Annotated in this window: 20 protein-coding genes; all 20 read right to left on the reverse strand. The window is 40.2% G+C overall.

The genetic code is table 11. The annotated features are described in order from the left end of the window. Positions 1 to 2 precede the first annotated feature (2 nt). The 20 genes from CVS92_RS00890 to CVS92_RS09110 all read right to left on the reverse strand — a co-directional run bounded on the left by CVS92_RS00890 (position 3) and on the right by CVS92_RS09110 (position 21448). A complete protein-coding gene (locus tag CVS92_RS00890) occupies positions 3 to 2102 on the reverse strand; it encodes an STT3 domain-containing protein (protein ID WP_107788184.1) in 2100 nt (699 codons plus the stop codon). Then, a complete protein-coding gene (locus tag CVS92_RS00895; protein ID WP_107788185.1) occupies positions 2095 to 3219 on the reverse strand; it encodes a glycosyltransferase in 1125 nt (374 codons plus the stop codon). The genes CVS92_RS00890 and CVS92_RS00895 overlap by 8 nt, the downstream gene beginning before the upstream one ends. Continuing rightward, positions 3216 to 4259 (reverse strand): glycosyltransferase, encoded by a 1044-nt coding sequence (locus tag CVS92_RS00900; RefSeq protein WP_107788186.1) that lies wholly within the window; start codon positions 4257 to 4259, stop codon positions 3216 to 3218. The genes CVS92_RS00895 and CVS92_RS00900 overlap by 4 nt, the downstream gene beginning before the upstream one ends. Further along, entirely contained in the window at positions 4256 to 5314 is a 1059-nt protein-coding gene (locus CVS92_RS00905) for a glycosyltransferase (protein WP_107788187.1), read from the reverse strand. The genes CVS92_RS00900 and CVS92_RS00905 overlap by 4 nt, the downstream gene beginning before the upstream one ends. Then, on the reverse strand, positions 5311 to 6243 hold the full coding sequence (locus tag CVS92_RS00910) for a glycosyltransferase family 2 protein (protein WP_107788188.1): 933 nt from the start codon (positions 6241 to 6243) through the stop codon (positions 5311 to 5313). The genes CVS92_RS00905 and CVS92_RS00910 overlap by 4 nt, the downstream gene beginning before the upstream one ends. After that, positions 6244 to 7005 carry a glycosyltransferase family 25 protein gene (locus CVS92_RS00915; protein ID WP_107788189.1) on the reverse strand — a complete coding sequence of 254 codons (762 nt, stop codon included), beginning with the start codon at positions 7003 to 7005 and terminating at the stop codon, positions 6244 to 6246. Continuing rightward, positions 7006 to 8523, reverse strand: coding sequence for an MATE family efflux transporter (locus tag CVS92_RS00920; RefSeq protein WP_107788190.1), 1518 nt, complete (start codon positions 8521 to 8523; stop codon positions 7006 to 7008). Beyond that, entirely contained in the window at positions 8523 to 10649 is a 2127-nt protein-coding gene (locus CVS92_RS00925; RefSeq protein WP_107788191.1) for an STT3 domain-containing protein, read from the reverse strand. Before CVS92_RS00925 ends, CVS92_RS00920 begins: the two co-directional genes overlap by 1 nt. 8 nt (positions 10650 to 10657) lie before the next feature. Continuing rightward, positions 10658 to 11890 carry a nucleotide sugar dehydrogenase gene (locus CVS92_RS00930; RefSeq protein ID WP_107788192.1) on the reverse strand — a complete coding sequence of 411 codons (1233 nt, stop codon included), beginning with the start codon at positions 11888 to 11890 and terminating at the stop codon, positions 10658 to 10660. Further along, positions 11887 to 12327, reverse strand: a complete 441-nt coding sequence (locus CVS92_RS00935) for an ecotin family protein (RefSeq protein WP_107788193.1) — start codon at positions 12325 to 12327, stop codon at positions 11887 to 11889. The genes CVS92_RS00930 and CVS92_RS00935 overlap by 4 nt, the downstream gene beginning before the upstream one ends. Beyond that, entirely contained in the window at positions 12324 to 13646 is a 1323-nt protein-coding gene (locus CVS92_RS00940) for a UDP-glucose dehydrogenase family protein (protein WP_107788194.1), read from the reverse strand. The genes CVS92_RS00935 and CVS92_RS00940 overlap by 4 nt, the downstream gene beginning before the upstream one ends. Before the next feature lie 8 nt (positions 13647 to 13654). Further along, positions 13655 to 14638: a UDP-glucose 4-epimerase GalE gene (gene galE / locus CVS92_RS00945; RefSeq protein ID WP_107788195.1), complete on the reverse strand. Its 984-nt coding sequence runs from the start codon at positions 14636 to 14638 to the stop codon at positions 13655 to 13657. An 81-nt stretch (positions 14639 to 14719) separates the two neighbouring features. Continuing rightward, entirely contained in the window at positions 14720 to 15568 is an 849-nt protein-coding gene (locus CVS92_RS00950; protein ID WP_107788199.1) for a DNA ligase, read from the reverse strand. After that, positions 15568 to 16146, reverse strand: a complete 579-nt coding sequence (locus CVS92_RS00955) for a DNA-3-methyladenine glycosylase I (protein ID WP_103618296.1) — start codon at positions 16144 to 16146, stop codon at positions 15568 to 15570. Before CVS92_RS00955 ends, CVS92_RS00950 begins: the two co-directional genes overlap by 1 nt. Further along, positions 16143 to 17213 carry an NAD-dependent epimerase gene (locus tag CVS92_RS00960; protein ID WP_103618297.1) on the reverse strand — a complete coding sequence of 357 codons (1071 nt, stop codon included), beginning with the start codon at positions 17211 to 17213 and terminating at the stop codon, positions 16143 to 16145. Before CVS92_RS00960 ends, CVS92_RS00955 begins: the two co-directional genes overlap by 4 nt. Before the next feature lie 45 nt (positions 17214 to 17258). After that, positions 17259 to 17936, reverse strand: coding sequence for a DUF4272 domain-containing protein (locus tag CVS92_RS00965; protein ID WP_107788196.1), 678 nt, complete (start codon positions 17934 to 17936; stop codon positions 17259 to 17261). Positions 17937 to 17974: 38 nt separating this feature from the next. Then, positions 17975 to 19321, reverse strand: coding sequence for an FAD-dependent oxidoreductase (locus CVS92_RS00970; RefSeq protein WP_107788197.1), 1347 nt, complete (start codon positions 19319 to 19321; stop codon positions 17975 to 17977). A gap of 127 nt (positions 19322 to 19448) precedes the next feature. Then, positions 19449 to 20018, reverse strand: a complete 570-nt coding sequence (locus CVS92_RS09100) for a TonB-dependent receptor domain-containing protein (protein WP_320205030.1) — start codon at positions 20016 to 20018, stop codon at positions 19449 to 19451. Continuing rightward, on the reverse strand, positions 19996 to 21186 hold the full coding sequence (locus CVS92_RS09105) for a TonB-dependent receptor domain-containing protein (protein WP_320205031.1): 1191 nt from the start codon (positions 21184 to 21186) through the stop codon (positions 19996 to 19998). Before CVS92_RS09105 ends, CVS92_RS09100 begins: the two co-directional genes overlap by 23 nt. 16 nt (positions 21187 to 21202) lie before the next feature. Continuing rightward, a complete protein-coding gene (locus tag CVS92_RS09110; protein ID WP_234398673.1) occupies positions 21203 to 21448 on the reverse strand; it encodes a hypothetical protein in 246 nt (81 codons plus the stop codon). Between the last annotated feature and the right edge of the window lie 77 nt (positions 21449 to 21525).

The following is a 21525-nucleotide window of genomic DNA, read 5'->3' on the forward strand; positions in this document are numbered from 1 at the left end:
CTCTACCTCTTTAATTTATAAATTTTTGCCGCCCCGTCAAGTATAACTGGCTCAAAAATTTTTGGATCGTACCTTTCAAGTACAAAAAGCTGGATGTATGCGCTATTTAAGATGTTTTCATCAAGTATGATAAACCTGCCATAATCTCTCATAAAAATGACAGAAATATTTGAGCTTTCGTTATTTTTATACTCTTTGACATTTAGCTTGCCAGCCTCGTTATAATCAGTCTCTATGAAAGATTTAAGAGGCAAGATATTGCCATCATAGATTAAATTTGTGACATCACTTGTGAGCGTAAAACCACCATTTAGCCTAATGCCATTTTCATTTTGAGAGATCGCTCTTGTGACGATAAAAAGTCCGTTGTTTAAATTTTTACCGCTTTTTAGATCGATCTTGCTAAACTGCAAAATGGTCGGAAAAATACTAAGCATCCTATCTGGCAAGTAGTAGTAAATATCCCTAGTCTTTGCTGGCAAGCTAAAATTTGCCTCTTTTATATCGCTAAAAAACTGATCGATGCTTGCATTTCTCTCTTTTAAAATTTGAGCCAAATTGCCATTAAATCGCTCTTTAAAATTTCTCTCTGTGTATTCTACATCAAGCCTTGCCATATTTGCCGAGCTCATCTCATCGCTTCCAAGCGCAAAACTCACGGCAAAATTTTCGCGTCCAAGGTGCTTTCCACCATCAATGAGCGTCTTAACATCGCTGTAATATCTAATCGGATATCCATAGTCCCACCACGCAACCACATAGTCCTCGCGTCCTGTGATACTTTTTAGCTTGTTTAAAATTTCAACCTCTTTGTGTACAAAAACCGGCTCAGCTTTGTAACCATAGATATGAATGAGCGCTGGAGCGAGGGCAAGCACGGTTATAAAGACTCTCGCAAGATTTAGCACCGCTCCTTTTAGCTTTAAATTTGAAAGTATAAACTCCACCAAATAGCCAAAGCCAAGTGCCATGATAGGCACAGCATAAATGGTAAATCTAAGTCCACTTTTAAATGCTAAAAAGCCAAGTGCAAGCATGCCAAGCGAGACGGCAAATGAGCGGTATTTAAAGCAAAAAAGAGCAACGCCAGCAAGCGAGATCAAAAATGTGATGACATTTGCGCTAATCCTCTCGCAAAATAGCGTAAAATCAACGATGCTTGACTCTTGAATAGTCTGATTGACATTAAAAAAGTGAAAGCTCATACCGCCAACTTCAGGCGCATCTCTAAAGACGTAAAATTTAAGCTGAAAAATAATCGGATTTAGTCCGCCACGGATGACAAAAACAGCAAAAACAACAACCAAAACAGCAAGAGCAAATTTTAAATTTATCATCTCTTTTTTAAAAAGACAAAGCGTATAAATAGCGATGATAGCGATAAATTTAAGCGTTAGATCAAGATTTGAAATGGCAAGTAAAAGCAGCGAAATTTCAAGGTAAAAAAGTGGATTTTTCCTATCAAAAATGAGCGTGTAAAGTAAAAATAGCCCAGTTAAAATGCTAATAAGCGAAAAGGCACTCGCATACCACCACATGTAAATAAGCACACTCAAAGGTGCGATTATTAGGCTCTTTGCGTCCTTTTTCTCAAGCACCCTAACAAGTCCCCAAACGACAAAGACGCTAAGTGGGATGATGAGCATGTCAGTATCGTAGTAGCCTGCCATAGTGCGGTTGTAGTAGCTATTTGCGATCACTGCAAGAAGTGCAGCGATGAAGCCAGCCATTTTTGCTTTGTATTCGTTTGCGATCAAGATAACAGGCACAGCCACAAGCGACGAGAAAAAGACGCTCATATAAATCATCGCCGTCTCAAGCTTGACGCCTAGAAATTTCACGATCCAGTAAGTAAGTGTCGAGAGCGGATAGCCATAGTAGCTAAGGTCGTTTTCTTGGTGAAAGCCAGCTAGCATATCCCTTGCGCCCTCGGCAAATGCGTAGCCGTCGTTTGTGCTGATCATCAGCTCGTTGTTCCAGAAAAATACCGGATACTCGCTCGCCCAAAAGACCCAGTAAAGCCTGCAAACCATGCCAAAGAGGACTGCGACAAATATCATCAAGTATAAAGAGTAATTTTTAAAAAATAAATTTCTATTCATTAGGATTTTCCAAAAAATTTATAAGCTCGCTCGCTATATTTTCACTATAAAAAAATTTAGCCCGATTATACGCAACATTTTCAAAATTTTGCCTTATTTCACGCTCGTTAAGCACCTTTATCATCGCCTCTTTCATCGCATTTTCGTCATCAACAGGCACTAAGATGCCAAACTCGCTATCGCCCAAAAGCTCCTTTGCGCCACTCTTGTGCTCGGTTGAGATGATAGTTTTTTCGCATGCTAGTGCTTCAAGCAAGACGTTTGAAAAGCCCTCAAAACGCGAAGCACAAAGTAAGCAAGAGGCGTTTTTTATATGCCTAAAAGGATTTTTATCAGTGCCAAGAAGCTTTACTCGATCACCCACGCCAAATTTGTCTATCAATTTTTGCAGCTCATCCTTTAAAGGCCCTTTGCCAAGGATGCCAAGCGTGGCGCGAGGGTCGCTAATCAAAGCTATTATTTTTATTAGCATGGCTTGATTTTTACCGCTATCAAGGCGGCCTATGTTTATGAAAAATGGCTTAAAGTCGCTCTCAAGCGGCTCATCTTTTAGCAAATTTATAGTTTTTAGATCAAGGGCGTTATAAAGCACCTTTGTTTTTGCTTCGCTCATGCCAAAATTTCGCACCAGATCCTCTTTGTTGCCGGCTGCATTTGCGAGGATTAGATCAGCTTTTTTATAAAGATGAGTGAGTAAAAATTTATTAACCCTGCCGCTTAGATCGTTTTTATATAGGATCGACGGACAGCTTCGCTCGCTGATAACTAACCTAGCCTTTAACCCTAAAATTCTAGCAACCCCAGCGATATAGCAAGGGCGGTTCATCAGCACAAACTGCGTGTCGATGCCTAAATTTTGACAGAGCTTTTTATACTTAAAGGCAAGCATTGGCATCGCTAAAAAGAGCCTTGCAAGCTTCTTTAGCCCACTCTCGTATGGATCGCTATTTTCTATAAAGTGGATTTGCACCTCACTTGGGATCTCGTAAGCGATGACCTTGCTCATTAAGATGAGATGAACTTCATATCTTTTAACCAAAAATGGCAGCAAATTTGCCACATTTCGCTCAGCCCCACCAGGCCCCATCGAGTATAAAAAAACGGCTATTTTTTTCACTTGCTAACAACCTTTTTTATAAATTCTCGCCACTGCTTGATGATATTTTCTTTGCTAAATAAATTTGCACTTTCGCTGGCGTTTTTTGCTAGTTTTTGCCTCAAATTTTCATCTTTTAAAAGCATCTCAAGTTTATCTTTAAGATCATTTGTATCGCCATTTTTAAAGATAAGCCCGTTAATGCCGTCATCTATAAGCTCTCTTGCACCCACGGTGTCGCTACTTAGTCTAGCGCAGCCAAAGGCGCCTGACTCGATTAACACGTTTGAAAGCCCCTCGCTTCGTGAACAAAGAGTGAAAATTTTTGCCTCGCTGTAAAGGCTCGTAACATCACTCATGTGACCTAGAAATTTGACGCTAAGCCCTAAATTTAACGCCATTTGCTTTAGCTCACTCTCTTGCCTGCCGCTGCCTGCGATCTTTATCTCCCAGCCATCAAGCAAGCTCTTATCCACCTTGCTAAGCGCCTCAAAATAGATATCATAGCCCTTTACCGCCTCCAGCCTTGCCACGCTTAAGATGACGTTTTGCTTCTCGCAAATTTTAGGCACGTCGATAAAAAGTGGATTATGTATGACCTCACGATTTTTGGCAAATTTATAGTAGTTGAAGTCACTTTTACTTAGCACGCTTAAGCCATCTACAAATTTATACGAAAAGTCACGCATAGCGCTTGCGATTTTGCTTTTTAAGTAGCTGTGTTCGTGATGTTCGGTCGCTATTAGTTTGCTCTTTAGCCCCAAATTTGCCAGCACGCAAGCGACGTTTGTCCAGTCGATAAAGCTCATTATAAGATCAGCTCTTTGCTCTTTAAAAAGCGCTCTAAGAGCTAGGATTTTCTTAAATTTTAAAGCAACACCCGAACCAGTGACGTTAAGGTTTATGATATTTATCTTTTCACTAAATTTATATAGCCCAAGATCCTCTTCAAGCAGGGCGATAGTGATCTCATTTTCTTTGCTAAGCTCATTTGCAAGCACATTTAGCACTCGCTCAGCTCCGCCGTTTCTAAGCGCAGCGATGACAAAAAGAATTTTCACTTAACACCTCCAAGCCTTAAAAGCTCCAGCCATTTTTTATAAATTTGCTCCACGCTAAACTCATCAAGTCTAGCCCTTGCATTTTTAGCAAATTCGCCCATTTTTGCTTCATCTTGCAGCATTTTTGCAAGCTTTTCGCTCATCTGATCAGCGTCATTTATCTCGCAAAGCAAGCCATCAAAGCCATCTTTTATAAGCTCTTTTGCCCCGCTAGTTCTTGTCGCAACACGCACGCAGTCATAGTTTATCGCCTCTATCAAGGTATTTCCAAGACCCTCGAAATTTGAGCAAGAGATCAGCACCTTTGCCCTTTTATAAAGTGAGGCGATGTCGCTAACGTTGCCTAAGAATTCGACATTTGCGCCCAAATTTTTGGCTAAAATTTCTAAATTTGCTCTCTCGTCGCCATCTCCAGCGACAGCAAATTTATAGCCGCTTTGCTTTAAGCTTGCAGCCACTCTTACAAACATTTCGCAGTTTTTTATCTTATTTAGTCTGCCAACAAAGATGACTAAATTTTCTTTAGCAAAGCTCTCACTGCATGCCTCTTCAAAGAGTGGGTTGTAAATTTTCATCACATTTTTGCAAAATTTCGAGTAATGTACTAGATCCTCGTCGCTTAAGACGCTAAGTGCATTTGCAAATGGATAGCTTATGCGTCTTAGCACCTTAAAAATGGCTCTTTTTGGCGCAAGATAGTTTGTGTGCTCGCTTATGATTATAGGCGTTTTTAGCCCAGCCGAGCTAAAGAGTACCAAGGTATTTACGGCGTCTAAAAAGGATATCACGGCGTCAAATTTGCCCTCTTGTATGAGCGCTCTTAAGGCAAGCACCTTTGAAACTCTCTTTTTTAAATTTCCAACCAAGCCAAGCTCGTCAGCCCCAACGCCTAAATTTATGAGCTTTACGCCACTTGCTAGCTCGTAAAATGGCTCGTCCTTGTCAAATTTAACAAGGCTTACATCGTGATCCAAGCTAAACCTTGACGCGATCACCGCGCAAACTCGCTCCGCACCGCCACTTCTAAGCGTTGATGTGACAAATAATATCCTCATACGCCAAACCTTTGTTTTATCTTCACTCTAAGCTTTGAAAGTGCTGGTAAAATGCCACTTGGAAGTGGGCTAAGCAGCAAAAATATAAACGCCTCTTTACTAAATTTAATGCTAAGGCTTTTAAAGATGCACCTTAGCATAAGGCCATATTCGCCCGCTATTTTGGCGTAGTAAGCGGCATTTTTATACTGCATAGCTAGAAATTTTGGCTCATTTTTGATAGCGATGTCGTAGTGCAAGTTTGCTGTTTTGATGTAAGCGTTTGCCACATTTAGCGCGTGCTTGCTGGCATTTAGCGTCGCACTATCGCTTCTTGCGATGCGGTAGATGTAAAGTGGTTTTTTAAGATAAAAGACATTTTTTTCAAAAAAGCGGATGTAAAGCTCATTTTCGCCGCCAAAACTGCTCTCATCAAACCTAAAATCATCTATAAATTCACGCGAAAAAAGCTTAAAGTACTCGCCATTTATCCGCCCGCAGTGATAATCAACCTTGCTCATCGCCCCGCTCTTGCTATATGGGCTTCTACCAGCTATCACCTCGGTCATCACGCCATCTTTTTCGCAGATCGCATCTGCAAAAACGCACGAATACTCGCCACTTTTTAAAATTTCATAGCACTGGGCAATCGCCTCTGGCAAAAGCTCATCATCATCATCAAGTAAGCAGACAAACTCGCCTGTTGCGTTGTCAAAGCCGTTATTTTTATTGCCATTTGGGCTCTTTTTGTGGGTGCTGTTTTTTACAAATTTGATCCTAGCGTCGTTAAAACTCTTCCAAATTTCACTCGCACTCTCGTCATCGCCGTCATCGGTTACAACTATTTCTAAATTTTTATAGCTTTGAGCTAGAGCACTTTTTATGGCCTTTTTTAAAAGCTCTGGACGCTTATAGGTCGCGGTTACGATGCTGATTAATGGCTCGCTCATTTAGCCCCTTTTAAAAATTCTCTCATAGCCTTGAAGCTTTTCAAGCCGTGAGAAAAGTATAAATTTAATTGTCTTGATATAGGCCTTTAAATTTGCCCTGTATCCCCTCTCAAGGCGCTCGCCCTCGATGTTTGAGCCACTAAGATCTGTTGGGTGCGAAAAGAGATCGCAAAAATACATCTGCATATCATTAACGCCGAGCAAATAGTCCCAAACATCTGTCGTGCAAAGCGCACGCTTATGAATTTCAAGCAAATTTTTAGCACTTTTTTTAGTTAGCATATAAGCCCCTGCTCTATAAATGCTTGAAAATGAGTGCTTTGAGACCTGCCAAAGTGGCTTACTTAGGCTAGTATCCACCTTTTTGCCAAAGGCGCTAAACCTGCCCTCTAGCCCATCTTGCATGCCGCATATCAGCACGCTGTTTTCAGGCATCTTGCTAGCTGCCAAAAAGGCCTCTTTTATGGCCTGATCATCTCCGATCACGTCGTCTTCAAAGATGAGGGCAAATTTAGCCTCACTTGCCAAAAACGCCTCATAAGCCTTCACGTGCGAGAGCGAGCAGCCAACCTCTGCTGGGCTTAAAATTTTGCCGTAAGCTTTAAATGATGGCGAAATAATCTTGTAATACTCCCTTGCATTTAGCTCCCTGCCATCAACTGCGTCTATTAGTTTAAAGCTATCATAAGAGCTAAATTTCTGCTGCAAAAGCTCGCGCCTTTTGGTATCTTTTGCCAAAGAGATCAGATAAATTTCATCCATTTAAGACCTTTTAAATTTTTTTAAAATTTTACGCCAGACTATGCCTCGCTCGTAAGCATTAAAAAACAAAAAATATCCCAAAACATAAGCTGCGCCGGCGTATATCGCAGCAAAGATAGCAAATTTTAGCCAGTTATCTAGGCTCACAAAGTCCTTGCAGGCAAACATCGCAAGCACGCAAAGCGCAAAAACAGCTAAATTTTTAAAATAAACTCCATAAAATGTGGTGAGTTTTACCTCCAAATTTAAAGCAGCATTTATGAGATCAAAGCCAAGAATTCTTATGCTATAAAAAATGGCTGCGACGATGACGATACCATAAACGCCGTAGTCACTAAATTTGAGCAGCGCGATCTGCGCTATGATCGTGCTAACGCCAAGGATAGTGTTGGCAATGGCTGGTCGGCGAAGCTTGTTTGTCGCGCTATCAAGGTTAAAAAGCGAAAAAACAAAGCTTATAAATACGATAGGCACAAGCGTGATCATCGAGACGTTGTAGATAAATTTAACCTCATCTGCGCTTTTAAAAGGTAGCCAAAGCGTGTAAAAATCAAGCCCAAAAACGACGAAAAATGCAGCCGGAGCGCTCATCACAAAGGCGATCACCTTCATTGAAAATTTAGCCTCTTTTATGAGATCCGTGATCAAATTTTTAGAGTAAAGCTCGACAAATTTTGGCGCAAAGATACCACTAAGCTGCGCCACGAAGCTCTCAAGTATGATAGGGGCGGCCTTGGCGACTGAAAGAAGGCCAGTGGCGTTTGCATTTACAAAAATATTACAGATAAAAAGATCCATGCCTGTTAAAAGTATGCGGTTTAGCGCATTAAAGCTGTTCCAAATGCCAGAGCTTAGAAGCTCTTTGATCTTAGAAAAGTCAAATTTACTAAGGCTAAATTTTAGCTCCGGTGTGATGCGAGCTGACATAAAAATGGTGCTAAAAAAGACAAAAAAGCTAGCAACTAGCGCTGAAATGGCGATATATGAGATAAATGGCTTAAAAAAGAAAAAGAGCGCCACGATGAGGATTGCCAGAATCGCGCTTGAGATGGCATTTCTGATGGAGAGTAGATAGAGCTTATTTGTCACAAAGGCGCAGACAGTCAAAACGCCGTTAAATAGCCCAACGCAGAAATTTATAAAGTAAAAAACAAGGGTCATTCTCACGTCAAAGAGTAAATTTTCAGGGACGTTTAAAAAGCTTTGCAAATTTAGTATAAAAACGGAGCTAAGCACCACGACAACGGCGCAAAAGAAGATATTTACAACAAGCACTGACGAGTAGTAGGTGTTTGCAAGGCTTAGGTCATTTTTGTGCCACGCATGAGCGACAAAGCGCCCACTAACCGAGTTTATGGCTACACTTATGACTGCTGCGTAGCTAACGATCGCGTTACTAAGACCCACAAAGCCAAAAGCCTCGTTACCAAGGCTTTTTAGAATAAATGGCGTAAGAAAGAAATTTATGCCCATTGATACGACAAAAACAACGATTGAGCTTATTAGATTGATTAGCATTAGATTTTTAACCTATAAATTTTTACACCACTTGAGATGACAAATGGCTCAAAGTATCTCTCATCGGCCTTTTCAAATATAAAAAGCTGCACAAAAGATGAGTTAAAAGCATTTTCATCAAGCAACAATATCCGCGTATAATCTTCTAAAAAAACCACATAAATTTTGGCGTTTTCATCTATGATTTTTTCATCTATTCTTAAATCTCTTCCGGCACCTTTTACCTTATAAAATGATTTTACGGCTATTTTTTCACCGTTATGCATGATAAATTTTTGCTCATTTGTAGGCAAAGTATAGCCATCTCCAAGGTCGATACCAGCTTCGCTAACGCCATTTAATGCACTAACATGATAAAAATCCTCTTTTTGCCTTTTACCAGTTGTGACGTCGATATAGCTATATCTAAAGATATTTGGCGCGATGTCAATCATATTTGGCACAAGATAGTAATAAACCGCCTTTTTTGCCAGCGGTGGATTAAAATTTTCACTTTTAAGCTGGCTTAAAAAAGTATTTATATCGCTTGTGTTGTATTCTTTTAAAATTTTATCTATTGGCCTTATATTTTGCTCAAGCGAGATGTCATTATACGTAACTGCCACTCTTGCAAGTCTAGCCGAAAATGCCTCATCTTTTCTCAAAGCAAGGCTAACAAAATAATTATTTTCGCCACCTTGCCTGCCAGGATCGTTTAAAGTCATAACATCAGCAAAATACCTTATAGCATACCCGTAATCCCACCATGAAAGTACATAATCATCGCGCTTTGTGACCTTTTTGAGTTTATCAAGCGCTACTGCTTCATCACGGCTAATTACAGTCTTTGGCCTATATAAATAAGCAAAATCTAAATTTATAGCAAGGGCAGCTATTGCAAAAACTAAAAATGATAAATTTTTAATAGATTTTCTAAGATCAAATAAATTTAAAAAAAAATGCAAGAAATACCCAAAACCAAGTGCAACAAGTGGTGTTACGTACATAACAAATCTAACTCCGCTAAAAAAAGAGAGGAGTCCAAGTCCAAGCATTGGCAAAGTAAGTAAAAATGGACGAATTTTAAAGCAAAGTAGCAAGTATCCAATAATAGCTGCCAGTAATATAAGAATATTTCCTGACATGAAATAGATAAAATACAAATGGCTAGCACTTTTTACTTCGCTGATGAAATTATACTCATTTATAAAGTGAAATTTATCGCTAAGAATTTCATTGCCTTTAAAAACATAAATACCCATTTTTGAAGTAATGAAATCAAAACCACCAAAATAGATAAAAATAGCTAGCATTAAAGTAAGAAAAATGGCTAAATTTCTAGCCGAGAGTAAATTTTTATATTTACAAAAAAGAGAGAAAAATAAAGCAATAACCACTAAATTAAAAACCAAAATTTTATTTGCTATTAGTGGATCTTTAGTAAAAACATTTGAGCTTACGATGCTTATAAACATAAAAAATATCGCTTGATAATTTTGCAATCTATCTCGCATAAAAATTAGCGTATATAGTAAAAACATAAAGAAAATGCTTAAAATAAGTGCATATGAGCTTTGATACCACCAAAGATAAAGCGACACAAAGACTCCAGGCAAAACGATAAATTTTTGTTCATTTGTGCTTAAAAGTCTGATCAAAAAATAGATGATAAAAAGCGCAAATGTGACATTTAACATGTCGCTATCAAAATATCCAGGCGATGTCCTTGAAAGATAGCTTGGCAAGATCACGCTCATAAACGCTGCCACAGCCCCAGCTTTTAGCGCCTTAAACTCATTTGATATCAAAACAACTGGAAGCGCTATAAGAGGGGCCAAAAAGATGCTCATATAAAACATTACGCTTTCGATCTTAAAATGAAAAATTTTGCAAATATAAAAAACTATTGTTGAGATTGGGTGATTAAAGGGGCTAAAGTCATTTTGCTGATGAAAACCAGCCAGCATATCTCTAGCACCCTCTGCGTAATAGTATGCGTCATTTGTCGTAAGCATAAATTCGCCATTAAAATAAAACTCTGGCATATCCTTTGCCCACAATACCCAGAGCATCCTGGCCGCAAATCCAAACAGATAAGCAGCCAGAAAAATAAGTAAAATTTTACAATTTACGCTTACTTTGTGCACTAAATTCCTTACAGCCTAGCGTCAGCCTCTGGGTAGATATTTTTTATATCGTAAACTAAATGGCCTTTTAAATTTAGCTTTTTAAACTCATTGTGAGCTACGGCGATCACGATGCAGTTGTAGTCATCTAGGTTGTACTCTTTTACTAGATCAAAGCCGTACTCGTGTCTTACCTCAGCACTATCAGCCCAAGGATCGGTCACATCGACCTTGCAGCCAAAGTCTTTTAGCTCATCTACCACGTCTATAACGCGAGAATTTCTTATATCTGGGCAGTTTTCTTTAAATGTCATACCAAGGATAAGCACGCGCGCTTTGTTGATAAGCACACCCTTTCTTATCATTAGTTTTATAACCTGATCAGCTGCGTATCTGCCCATATCGTCGTTGATACGGCGACCTGCTAGGATCATTTCAGGATGATAGCCTACCTCTTGAGCTTTGTGAGTTAGATAATATGGATCTACGCCGATGCAGTGACCGCCGACTAGACCTGGGCGGAAATTTAAGAAATTCCACTTAGTACCAGCAGCTTCTAAAACGTCTATGGTGTTGATGTGAAGCTTTTCAAACAGCATCGCAAGCTCGTTTATAAATGCGATGTTTATATCGCGCTGTGTGTTTTCTATAACTTTTGCAGCCTCGGCTACTTTGATACTTGATGCTTTATGAGTACCAGCTGTGATGATCGAGCGATACACTTCATCGACTTTATCCGCTATCTCTGGAGTTGAACCGCTTGTGATCTTTTTGATCTTTGTCACTGTGTGCTCTTTGTCACCTGGGTTTATACGCTCTGGAGAGTAGCCGCAGAAGAAGTCTTTGTTAAATTTAAGCCCACTTTTTTCAAGAAGTGGCACGCAAATTTCTTCTGTAACGCCTGGATAAACGGTGCTTTCATAGACAACGATGTCACCTTTTTTAAGCACCTTTGCTACGCTCTCAGTCGCTTTTACCACTGGGGTTAGATCAGGGCGTTTGTTCTTATCTATCGGAGTTGGGACGGTTACGATGAAGAAGTTGCAACTTCTGATATCATCTAAATTTAGGCTAAATTTCATGCCATTATCGATCGCTTTTTTCATCTGCTCATTGCTAAGCTCAAGCGTTCTATCATAACCACTTTTAAGCTCTTCTATACGTTTTGCATTTACATCAAAGCCTACTACCTCGTACTTTTCGCTAAAAGCTGCTGCTAATGGAAGTCCAACATATCCAAGTCCTACTACTGCTATTTTCATTTACTTTTTCCTTTCTTTTTTGCTTCTATCTTTTTTACGCGTTCGTACATTCTTATTTCCGCACTTACACCTTTTGGAGTTATGATTCTAATAGGGCTAATGCCTGGTAAAATTTTAGTGAATTCATAATAAACCCGCCTCTTTTTCTTTCCGTCCTTGCAGAGCATCATCGTTTGCGCTAGCTCATCTCCGCCGCTAAATTCGTAATAAATACCGCGCGCGTCCTCTTTTTCTTTGAGCTTTCCGCCGAGCAAAAAGGCGAAGTTGCAGTCGATTTCTATCTCTTTAAAAAATGCGACTTCGTATTTAAAATAATCAGGCGGCATCTTTGAGATAGGTAGCTCAAAGATATTTTCCTCGGTTTTTGCCATATTTTCGCCTGCCAAAAGTGCAAAGGGAAGCATGCAAGCTGCGATAAAAAGTAAAAATTTTCTCATGCCTTTACTCCGATTTGGAAATACTTAAATCCATGCTCGGCTAAAATTTTAGCGTTGTATTGGTTGCGTCCGTCAAATATGACAGCGTTTCTTAGCCTCTCTTTGATCTCCATAAAATCAGGCGATCTAAACTCACTCCACTCGGTTACAAGTACCATAGCATCGGCACCATTAAGCGCGTCATACTTATTTTTAGCGTATTTCACATCTAAATTTGGCATATATTTTTTAGCTTCTTCGCTTGCTTTTGGATCGTACGCCACCACTTTTGCGCCAGCCTCATCCAAAAGTTTTATCAAAGTTAGCGAGCTAGCCTCTCTCATATCATCGGTATTTGGCTTAAATGCAAGCCCCCAAAGCGCAATCGTCTTGCCCTTTAGATCGCCACCAAAGAAGTTATAAATTTTATCAAATAGAACTCTTTTTTGAGCCTTATTTCTTGACTCGACCGCATTTAAAAGCTCTGGCTCAAATCCGTTTTGTCTAGCGGTGTATATAAGCGCCTCGACGTCTTTTGGAAAGCAGCTACCGCCGTATCCGCAGCCTGGATAGATGAAGCTATATCCGATCCTTGAGTCGCTGCCGATACCTTTTCTTACTAAATTTACATCAGCGCCCACGCGTTCACAGATATTTGCTATCTCGTTTATAAAGCTTATTTTGGTTGCCAGCATCGAATTTGCAGCGTATTTTGTCATCTCGGCTGATTTTACGTCCATACAAATGAGTCTGTCGTGATTTTTCATAAATGGCTCATAAAGCTCTCTCATCACGCTAAAGCCCCACTCACTACTAGCCCCGATAACTACGCGATCTGGCTTTAAAAAGTCCTCAACTGCCGCACCCTCTTTTAAAAACTCTGGGTTTGAAACGACTTCAAATTTAACCTCTATATTTCTCTTTTTAAGCTCAGCCTCGATCACCTCGTGTACCTTAGCTCCAGTGCCCACTGGAACGGTTGATTTATCGACTACGATTAGCGGTTTGCTTAAATTTTCTCCGATAGACTTAGCAACCGAGAGAACGTATTTTAAATCCGCCTGTCCATTAGCGCCCATAGGCGTACCAACTGCGATAAATAGCACATCTGCATGCTCTAGCGCCTCAGTTATCTGCGTACTAAATTTAAGCGAGCCATTTTTGTAGCACTCGCTCACGATATCAGCAAGGCCTGGCTCATATATAGGCACGACACCGTTTTTTAGTGCCTCGATCTTTTTTTCATCAACATCGACGCAGATCACGCTGTTGCCCATTTTAGCAAAGCATGCACCACTTACTAGTCCAACATATCCGGTTCCAATCACTGCTATTTTCATGTTTTCCCCTAAATTCTCTTTTCCCACTCAAGGGCGGTTTTTATGATGAGCGCTAGATCGTCTCTTTTTGGCTTCCAGCTTGTTAGCGAGCGCAGTTTGCTTGCGTTTGAGATAAGAATAGCTGGGTCGCCGTCCCTTCTTGGCGCGTTTAGCACCTTAAAATTTACTCCACTTACTTTTTTTGCGGTCTCAATGACCTCTTTTACGCTAAATCCCCTGCCATATCCAACGTTAAAAGTTTCACTTCCATTTTTACCAATATACTCTAGCGCACTAATGTGAGCGTCTGCTAGGTCACTAACGTGAATGTAGTCTCTTACACATGTGCCATCTTTTGTCGCGTAATCATCGCCAAAGATGCCCATACTCTCGCGCTTGCCAAGTATAGTTTGCACAGCCACTTTGATAAGGTGCGTGGCGTTTGGATAGTTTTGACCGATTAACCCCTCCTCATCCGCACCTGCGACGTTAAAGTAGCGAAGTATTGCAAATTTGAAATTTTCATTTGAAGTGGCGTAGTCTTTGATGATCTTCTCACTCATAAGTTTGCTTCTACCATATGGATTTATCGGGTTTGTAGGCGTTGTTTCGCTCACTTCCGCCACGTCTGGCTCGCCGTAAACTGCGGCAGTTGAGCTAAATATAAATTTATTTACATTGTAGGTTTTTGCGTATCTTAGCACCCTTGCGACGTTTGCGGTGTTGTTTAGATAGTATTTTAGCGGCTCGCTCATACTCTCAAAGACCTCGATAAACGCCGCAAAATGGATGATCGCATCAAATTTGCCATTAGCAAAAATTTCACTTAGATCATCTTCTAGATTTGCGTTTATAAATTTAAAATTTCCGATTTTTTGGAGTGCCTCAAGTGCTTTTTGTGAGCCCTTGCAGAGATTGTCGATGATGGTTATCTCATCTTTACCTTGCTTTAAAAGTGCTTTTACTACGTGGCTGCCGATGTATCCAGCACCACCTGTTACTAAAATTTTCAAGTTTAAGCCTTTCGTAAAAAGTGGTTAATTTTATCAAAAATAGGGTAAAGCAAAAGTAAAGCAAGGCTTTTGAATAAATTTTTAATCTTCTCTAACCCTTAAAAATATTGGAAATCTTGGCTTGCCATTAGCAGTTAAATTTTGAAATTTATATGTGATGATGGAGCCTATCTTTGGGGGATTTTGGCGCTTTTCATCGCTTAGTCCAGAGCCTATTTTAAAGATAGTGCCAGCTTTTGGCTCGCTAGCTTTTTCTTCGTCATCTTTGCCGCCAAGCGCCCTGCAAGTGAGCGAGCCAGCGAGATTAGCGTATTTACCGCTGCCTTTATTTATGGAGACCACCTCGCACTCGGCGTCTTTAAATTTCTTAAATTTGAGCGCATTTTTGCTTCGTTTTCGCTCGTAGGGCGCATTTGGCTCACGCACAACTGCTCCCTCTCCGCCATTTACAATAATGTGCTCTGTAAATTTTAAAAACTGGGCGTTATCACGCATTTTTATCTGTTTTATGATGATCAAATTTTCATTTGGCTCATTTTTTAGAAATTTAGCCAAAACTTCAAGCCTATCAAGCAAGCCACCATTTGCCTCAGGCACGTCAAAAATATGAAATTTTAGCCTATGCCAAGCTTTTTCATCGGGTAGCTTATCCATCACGGTCGCTTGAATTTCTTCAAACTTAAGCTCCTTTGCGTAAAGCTCGCCATCGAGTGCAAATTTTGGGAAATTTTTAGTAAAACTTCGCGGTGCATTTAGCTTTTTGCCCTGTCTTGAGAGCAAATTCTCTCCGTCCCAGTAGGCACGCACGCCATCAAGCTTCTCGCTAGCTAGCCAGCCACTGACATTTTGATCTTTATACTCGCTAAGGCGCAGCAAATCAAGAGAAAATGCAAAATTTAAAAGGAGTAAAACCGCAAAAATTATTCTAATCAAGCTTTTACCTTACAAAAACAATAATCCATATGATCGTCTACAACGCCCACACTTTGCAAAAAGGCATAGGTGCTAACAGAGCCTAAAAATTTAAACCCTCGCTTTTTTAGCTCCTTTGCCACAAAGTCTGACATAGGCGTAGTAGCTGGCACTTGTTTTATGTCTTGATAGTGATTTATGATCTGTTTGCCGTCAAATTTTGGATCAAATTTTTTTAATAAATACCCCCACAAATAGTCATAAAAACTACCAAATTCTTGCGTTACGGATAAAAATGCAATGGCATTTGCAGAAAGTGATTTTAGTTTTAATCTGTTACGGATCAGCCTCTCATTTTGCATAAATTTCGCTATTTCAGCCTCGCCGTAAAACTTGATCTTCTCTGGATCAAAGCCATCAAACGCCTCTCTCATGGCCTCTCTTTTTTGAAGCACTCCATGCCACGAAAGTCCCGCCTGAAAGCCCTCCAGAACTATCATTTCGAAAAATTTTCTATCATCTTTTATGGCTTTGCCCCACTCGTTATCGTGGTAAGCTATATCAAGCTCGCCTTTTGCCCATTCGCATCGCCTCATCTGCTTTCCTTAATTTTAACTCCGTAAAACTCGCAATACCACTCAACAAATTTAGCTACGCCGTCGTTTACTTTTGTATTTGGTTTGTAGTCAAAGTCAGCTACCAAGTCGCTCACATCAGCAAATGTCGCTGGCACGTCGCCTGCTTGAAGTGGGAGAAAATTTTTCTTAATCTCACGGCCGATCTTTATCTCAACCGCCTTTATATAGTCCATTAGCTCAACTGGACTGTTGTTACCGATATTATAGACCTTAAAAGGCGCTTTTGAAGTAGCAGGGTCTGGGTGCTTTGCGTCCCAGTTTGGATTAGGCTTAGCAGGGTTGTCGATGCACTTAATGATGCCCTTTACAATGTCGTCCACGTAGGTAAAGTCACGCTTCATCTTGCCGTAGTTAAAGACGTCAATGGTTTTATCTTTAAGCGCGGCATCAACAAACAAAAATAGCGCCATATCAGGGCGTCCCCATGGTCCATAAACCGTAAAAAAGCGAAGTCCAGTCGTTGGCACGTTAAATAGATGGCTGTAAGTGTGTGCCATCATCTCGTTGCTCTTTTTGGTCGCTGCGTAGAGGCTTATAGGGTGATTGACCCCCTCGTGCGTAGAAAATGGCATGTTTTCATTTAAGCCATAAACCGAGCTAGAGCTTGCATAGACTAGGTTTTTGATCTCATTGTGGCGGCAGCACTCGAGGATATTCACAAAACCTGTGATGTTGCTGTCGATGTAGGCTTTTGGGTTTATGAGCGAGTAGCGAACGCCGGCTTGTGCGGCTAAATTTACCACTACGTCAAATTTCTCTTTAGTAAAAAGCTCTTTCATCGTCTTTTCGTCGGCAAGATCAGCTTTTATAAATTTTAAATTTGGATGCGTTTTTGATGTGATAAGCTTGCCATAGTCTATCTCACTCGTATCAAATCCAGCCGTTTTTAGGCGAGCGAGCTTTAAATTTACATCATAGTAGTCATTTATCACGTCATATCCAACGACCTCATCGCCTCTTTTTACAAGGGCATTCGCAAGATGAAATCCTATAAATCCAGCTGTTCCAGTTACTAAAATTTTCATATTTTTCCTTTCATTTTTGGCTTATTTTAGTGCAAAAATGTAAATTTACGTATTTAGATCAGGGTAGTCCCAAGCGTTAAATTCAGCTCTTAAGTCATCATTTTCCCAACCTTTGCAGCATAGCCACTCAAGCCCTGCACGTCTTTCCATAACGACCTCTTCGTCAAGTCCAGCAACCTTTTTGCCATTTATCCTTGCATCCACACACGCCCAGTGATAGCGATAAACTAGGTCAAGTTCGCTTAAAATTTCATCCAAACTGCGCAGTTTTGAGCGGTTTTTGAGCCCACCCTCTCTAAAGACATCCATCACAAACTCACAGTCGCAAATTTTATCCATTTCACCGATATCTTTAGCTATGCCAAGCGCCCAAAGCAAGATCCAAAGCGACTCATACTTCCAGCCCATATTTACGGCCAAATTTATATCAGCCCTGCCTTCTACAACCTCTTTTTCTTTTACACTTAGATCGCCATACAAATCGCCCAAAAAGTCTTTAGCCCAAGCTATCTCATCTTCACTTAGGTGGCCATTGTCGCGGATAGTGCAAGCACACATAATGGCCGTAAATGAGCAAACCGCACGAGCAATGATCTCATCAACGCTTCTTGGCGTAACTTCACTATTGTCATACCTTAGTGGCAGACTCTCAAGCACAGCCACGCCCTCTTTTTTTAAAATTTTTATGCTCTCATCTTTTCTTTGTTGTGCTGTTTTTGGCATATCCGCACCTTTTTTAAAAATATCAAACACTCCTATTTTTATCCAAAAAACTCAGCGTTAAATTTCTCTTCGTTAAAATTTTTACCTAAAAATTTACAGGCTTCGATCATATCAGTTCTTGCTATTTCAAAGCAACTCGTAGCCCCAGGGCTTGGAGTCATATTAAAACTTATGCCCTCGCCTGTGCTTATCTTACCCTCGCCAAGCTCAAGGCACTTTTTATTGCGGTCGATAACTTGTGGCCTTACGCCCCCAAAATTTACAGCATAGCTTAGGTCATTTTCACTTAGGCTTGGTACGATCTTTCTAGCGTCTTTTACAAATTCTTTTTTATTGATAAATGGCACTTCAAATAAGAAATTTCTTAAAATATAAGATCTGATGTCGCTATCTTTTAATAGATTTGTAAAGACTTCAAAGACATTTTTATCAAATTTTAGGCATTTACAAAAGTCAAAAAAGCTTGAACAGCCGTGATATCTCTCTAGTTTTGGTATGACTAGAGCTGTTGGTCCAAAGCGAGTGTTGCCATTAGCTAGGATGTCTGGATCGCCGTGAAGCGCGGCAAATGGTAGCTTATCGTTTTGCACCATATAGACTTTGCCGTTTAGTAGGCGTTTTTTTGCGAAATAAAAGCTTCCAGCAACGGGCAGTGTGCTAAGATGAAGCCCATAACCCATTTTGTGAGCCAAAAATAGCGAGTGACCTCCAGCATCGACTACAACGTAGTTTGCAGTGATCACTTCGCCATCATTTATCTTTATGTGAAATGTATCTCCCGCCTTTTTTATATCAGTTACTTCTGAGTTTAGGCTGATTTCATAGCCATCTGCGCCTAAATTTAGCGCATTTTGCACAAGTGAGTTTGCCAAGCCACCAAAGTCCATCGTCGTAAACTGCCCATTTTGCGTGCCTATGGCGATGATGTTTTCTGGCCTCTCATTGCCATTTGCATCAAAAACGACGTTTGGCTCGATTTGTTTTAACTTCTCTTTGTCATAAATTTCAAGGTAAGGAAAAAGCTCTTTAAAGCTCTCATATCGCTCTTTCATGCGCTCTACTTCGGCATCTCCGATAGCTAGTGCCATCTTTTGATGAGCGAACATATATTTACCATCAAGATTGTATTTTAGAGCATATTTTACTGGCATATTTGCCACACGAGAGACTTTTTTTGCTTTTTCTAGCGTGTAGTTTGTCTCGATATCGCCACAATGAATGGTTTGTGAGTTACCTTTGCCGTTTGAATTTAGAGTAGCTACGCCGTCATATTTTTCTAAAAGTGCAACCTTTTTTATATCACTAAATGCAGCCAACTCGTAAAAGAGCGCCGTCCCACTAATGCCTGCTCCGACAATTACCACTTCAAAGTGCTTCTGCCTCATTTTTTCTCCCAAAAAGTTTAGTCGCCAAAATGATACTATATTATTTTTAAAACAAAGAGCATAGTGGAAAAAGCTAGAATTTTTATATAAAAGAGAAATTTGGCAAGGTTCTCACCTTGCCTTGAAGTTAAAATTTATAAGATACGTTTACTTTGAAATTTCTACCTGGCTCCCAGTCTACATATTTTGGATCGCCTGTATAATCAGCCATTCTTTGAGACTGCGAAGCATAAGTTTTATTAAAGAGGTTGTAAATTCCAGCATTTATCTCTAGCCCTTTAAATTTGCCGCTACTTGGCGTATAGCTAGCATAGATGTCGCTAACTGCATAGCTTGGTATCTTGGCATTTTCACTATCGCCAGCTGATATGGTATTTTTTGAAGCAAAGTAGATTAAGTTATAGCCTATTAGCGTATCGATGCTAGAAAATGCATACTCGGCGTTAAACGTATATTTATCGCCCTGATCGCGGTAGCCGATGATGTTTGAGGTGTAGTAGGTGCCATTTGGTTTAGCGACCCTATCTTTATATTTTACCTTTTGGTGAGTATAGCTAGCAGCTAGGCTTAGTGCGTCTAAATTTAGCCTTGCAAGTAGCTCGACGCCGCTTATATCAGCCCCACCAGCGTTTATCCTGACTAGAGTTTGATTTACACCACCACCTGCTGCATTGTTATCGACTATTAAATTTTTTATATTTTGTCATGAAGTATTTTGCAGATAAGCTATATGAGCTGGCTTCGCTTATGTCGCCATGGTATTTAAGACCAGTCTCATAGCTGTTGCCAGTTGTCGCTTTTAGATCTTTATTTGCCGCCCAGTTTAAAGCTCCGCTTCTGCCTCTTCCACTCGCTATCATCGACTCCATTACATCAGGTCCTCTAAAGACTCTTGCATAGCTTGCAAATGCGTTAAGCCCTTTAATGATCTCATAGTCAAGCGCAAGTGCTGGGGTAAATTCGTTAAATTTATAAGTGTAGCTCTTTACATTTCCTACTAAGCCATCATAGCTTTTTAGCTCGTGATGGGTGTATCTGATGCCTGGGGTAACAGTTAGCGAGTTAAAATTTAGCGCATCTTCTGCGTAGATAGAGTAGTTATTTACTTTTTCTGGGTAGTGGTTATCTGGCTTGTTAAAATTTTTACTTTGATAAAACTCAGCGCCGTATCTAAGCGTCTGCGTCAAAGCGCCGGTCTCAATTACGCTTTTAGCCTTTGCATTTATGCCATTTGTCTCTACGCCCCATTTTGATCCATCGATCCTTTGGTGTCTTGTATTATAAGCTGTTACGTCTAAATTTAGAAGATCGCTTGGCTTATACTCGTATTTTAGCGTTGTTGTATCACGCTCGTATTTGCGGGGTTTATCACCACTATGATCACTACCAAATTCGGCTTTTAAAGGATAAATACCTTTAAATTCATTGTGCTCTCTTGAGATAGAAATTCTATGCGCGTCAAGGAAGCTGTAACCAAGCTTTAAAAGATAGCTAAGGTCGTTGCCGTCGCCACCTATCCTTCTGTTATTACCACTTTTGCCGTAGTCGTAGCCTTTGTGATTAATAGCGGCTATAAAATCAAGCCCTTCAACTGGTGCAGTAAAGAGCATAAGGCCTTGAGAAAATTCGCTGTTATTTGAGGCGTATCCTGTCTTTATCTTTGCACCGATGATCTCGCCACTTTCTAGTAAGTCTTTTGCATCAACCGTTTTAAAGGCGACCGAACCGCCAAGTGCACCTGAGCCGTTTACCACTGATCTTGAGCCAACCTCGACATCAACAGCTTTTATAAGATCTGGATCGATCAGCAAGTCAGCGTTGTGGTGAAATGTATTTCCGTTTTGTTTTGCGCCATCTATCGTGATATTTAGACCGCGATCGCTAACGCCCCCTCATGTAAATTTTTTGATTCATGCCGTTTGTTCCGCCAACATAAACACCAGGAATATCTCTCATCACGTCTTTTACTAGGCCAGCGTTTCTAGTTGAAATTTTGATGTCATCAACGCCATATCCGCCACTGCTACTTGTTACCTCAACTCCGCTTAATACGCTCTCATCTGCCCCATTTGCACAAACTGCTATGCTTGCTGCAAGAGAGAGTTTAAATAAGCTTTTAAATCTCATATTTTCTCCTAATTTGGTTATTAAAGTTGCTATTTTAATTTTATAGCATAATTTTGAGATTGAATATTATAATTTTA

The sequence above is a fragment of the Campylobacter concisus genome (genome assembly GCF_003048555.1).
In the GTDB taxonomy this organism is placed as follows: Bacteria; Campylobacterota; Campylobacteria; order Campylobacterales; family Campylobacteraceae; genus Campylobacter_A; species Campylobacter_A concisus_AO.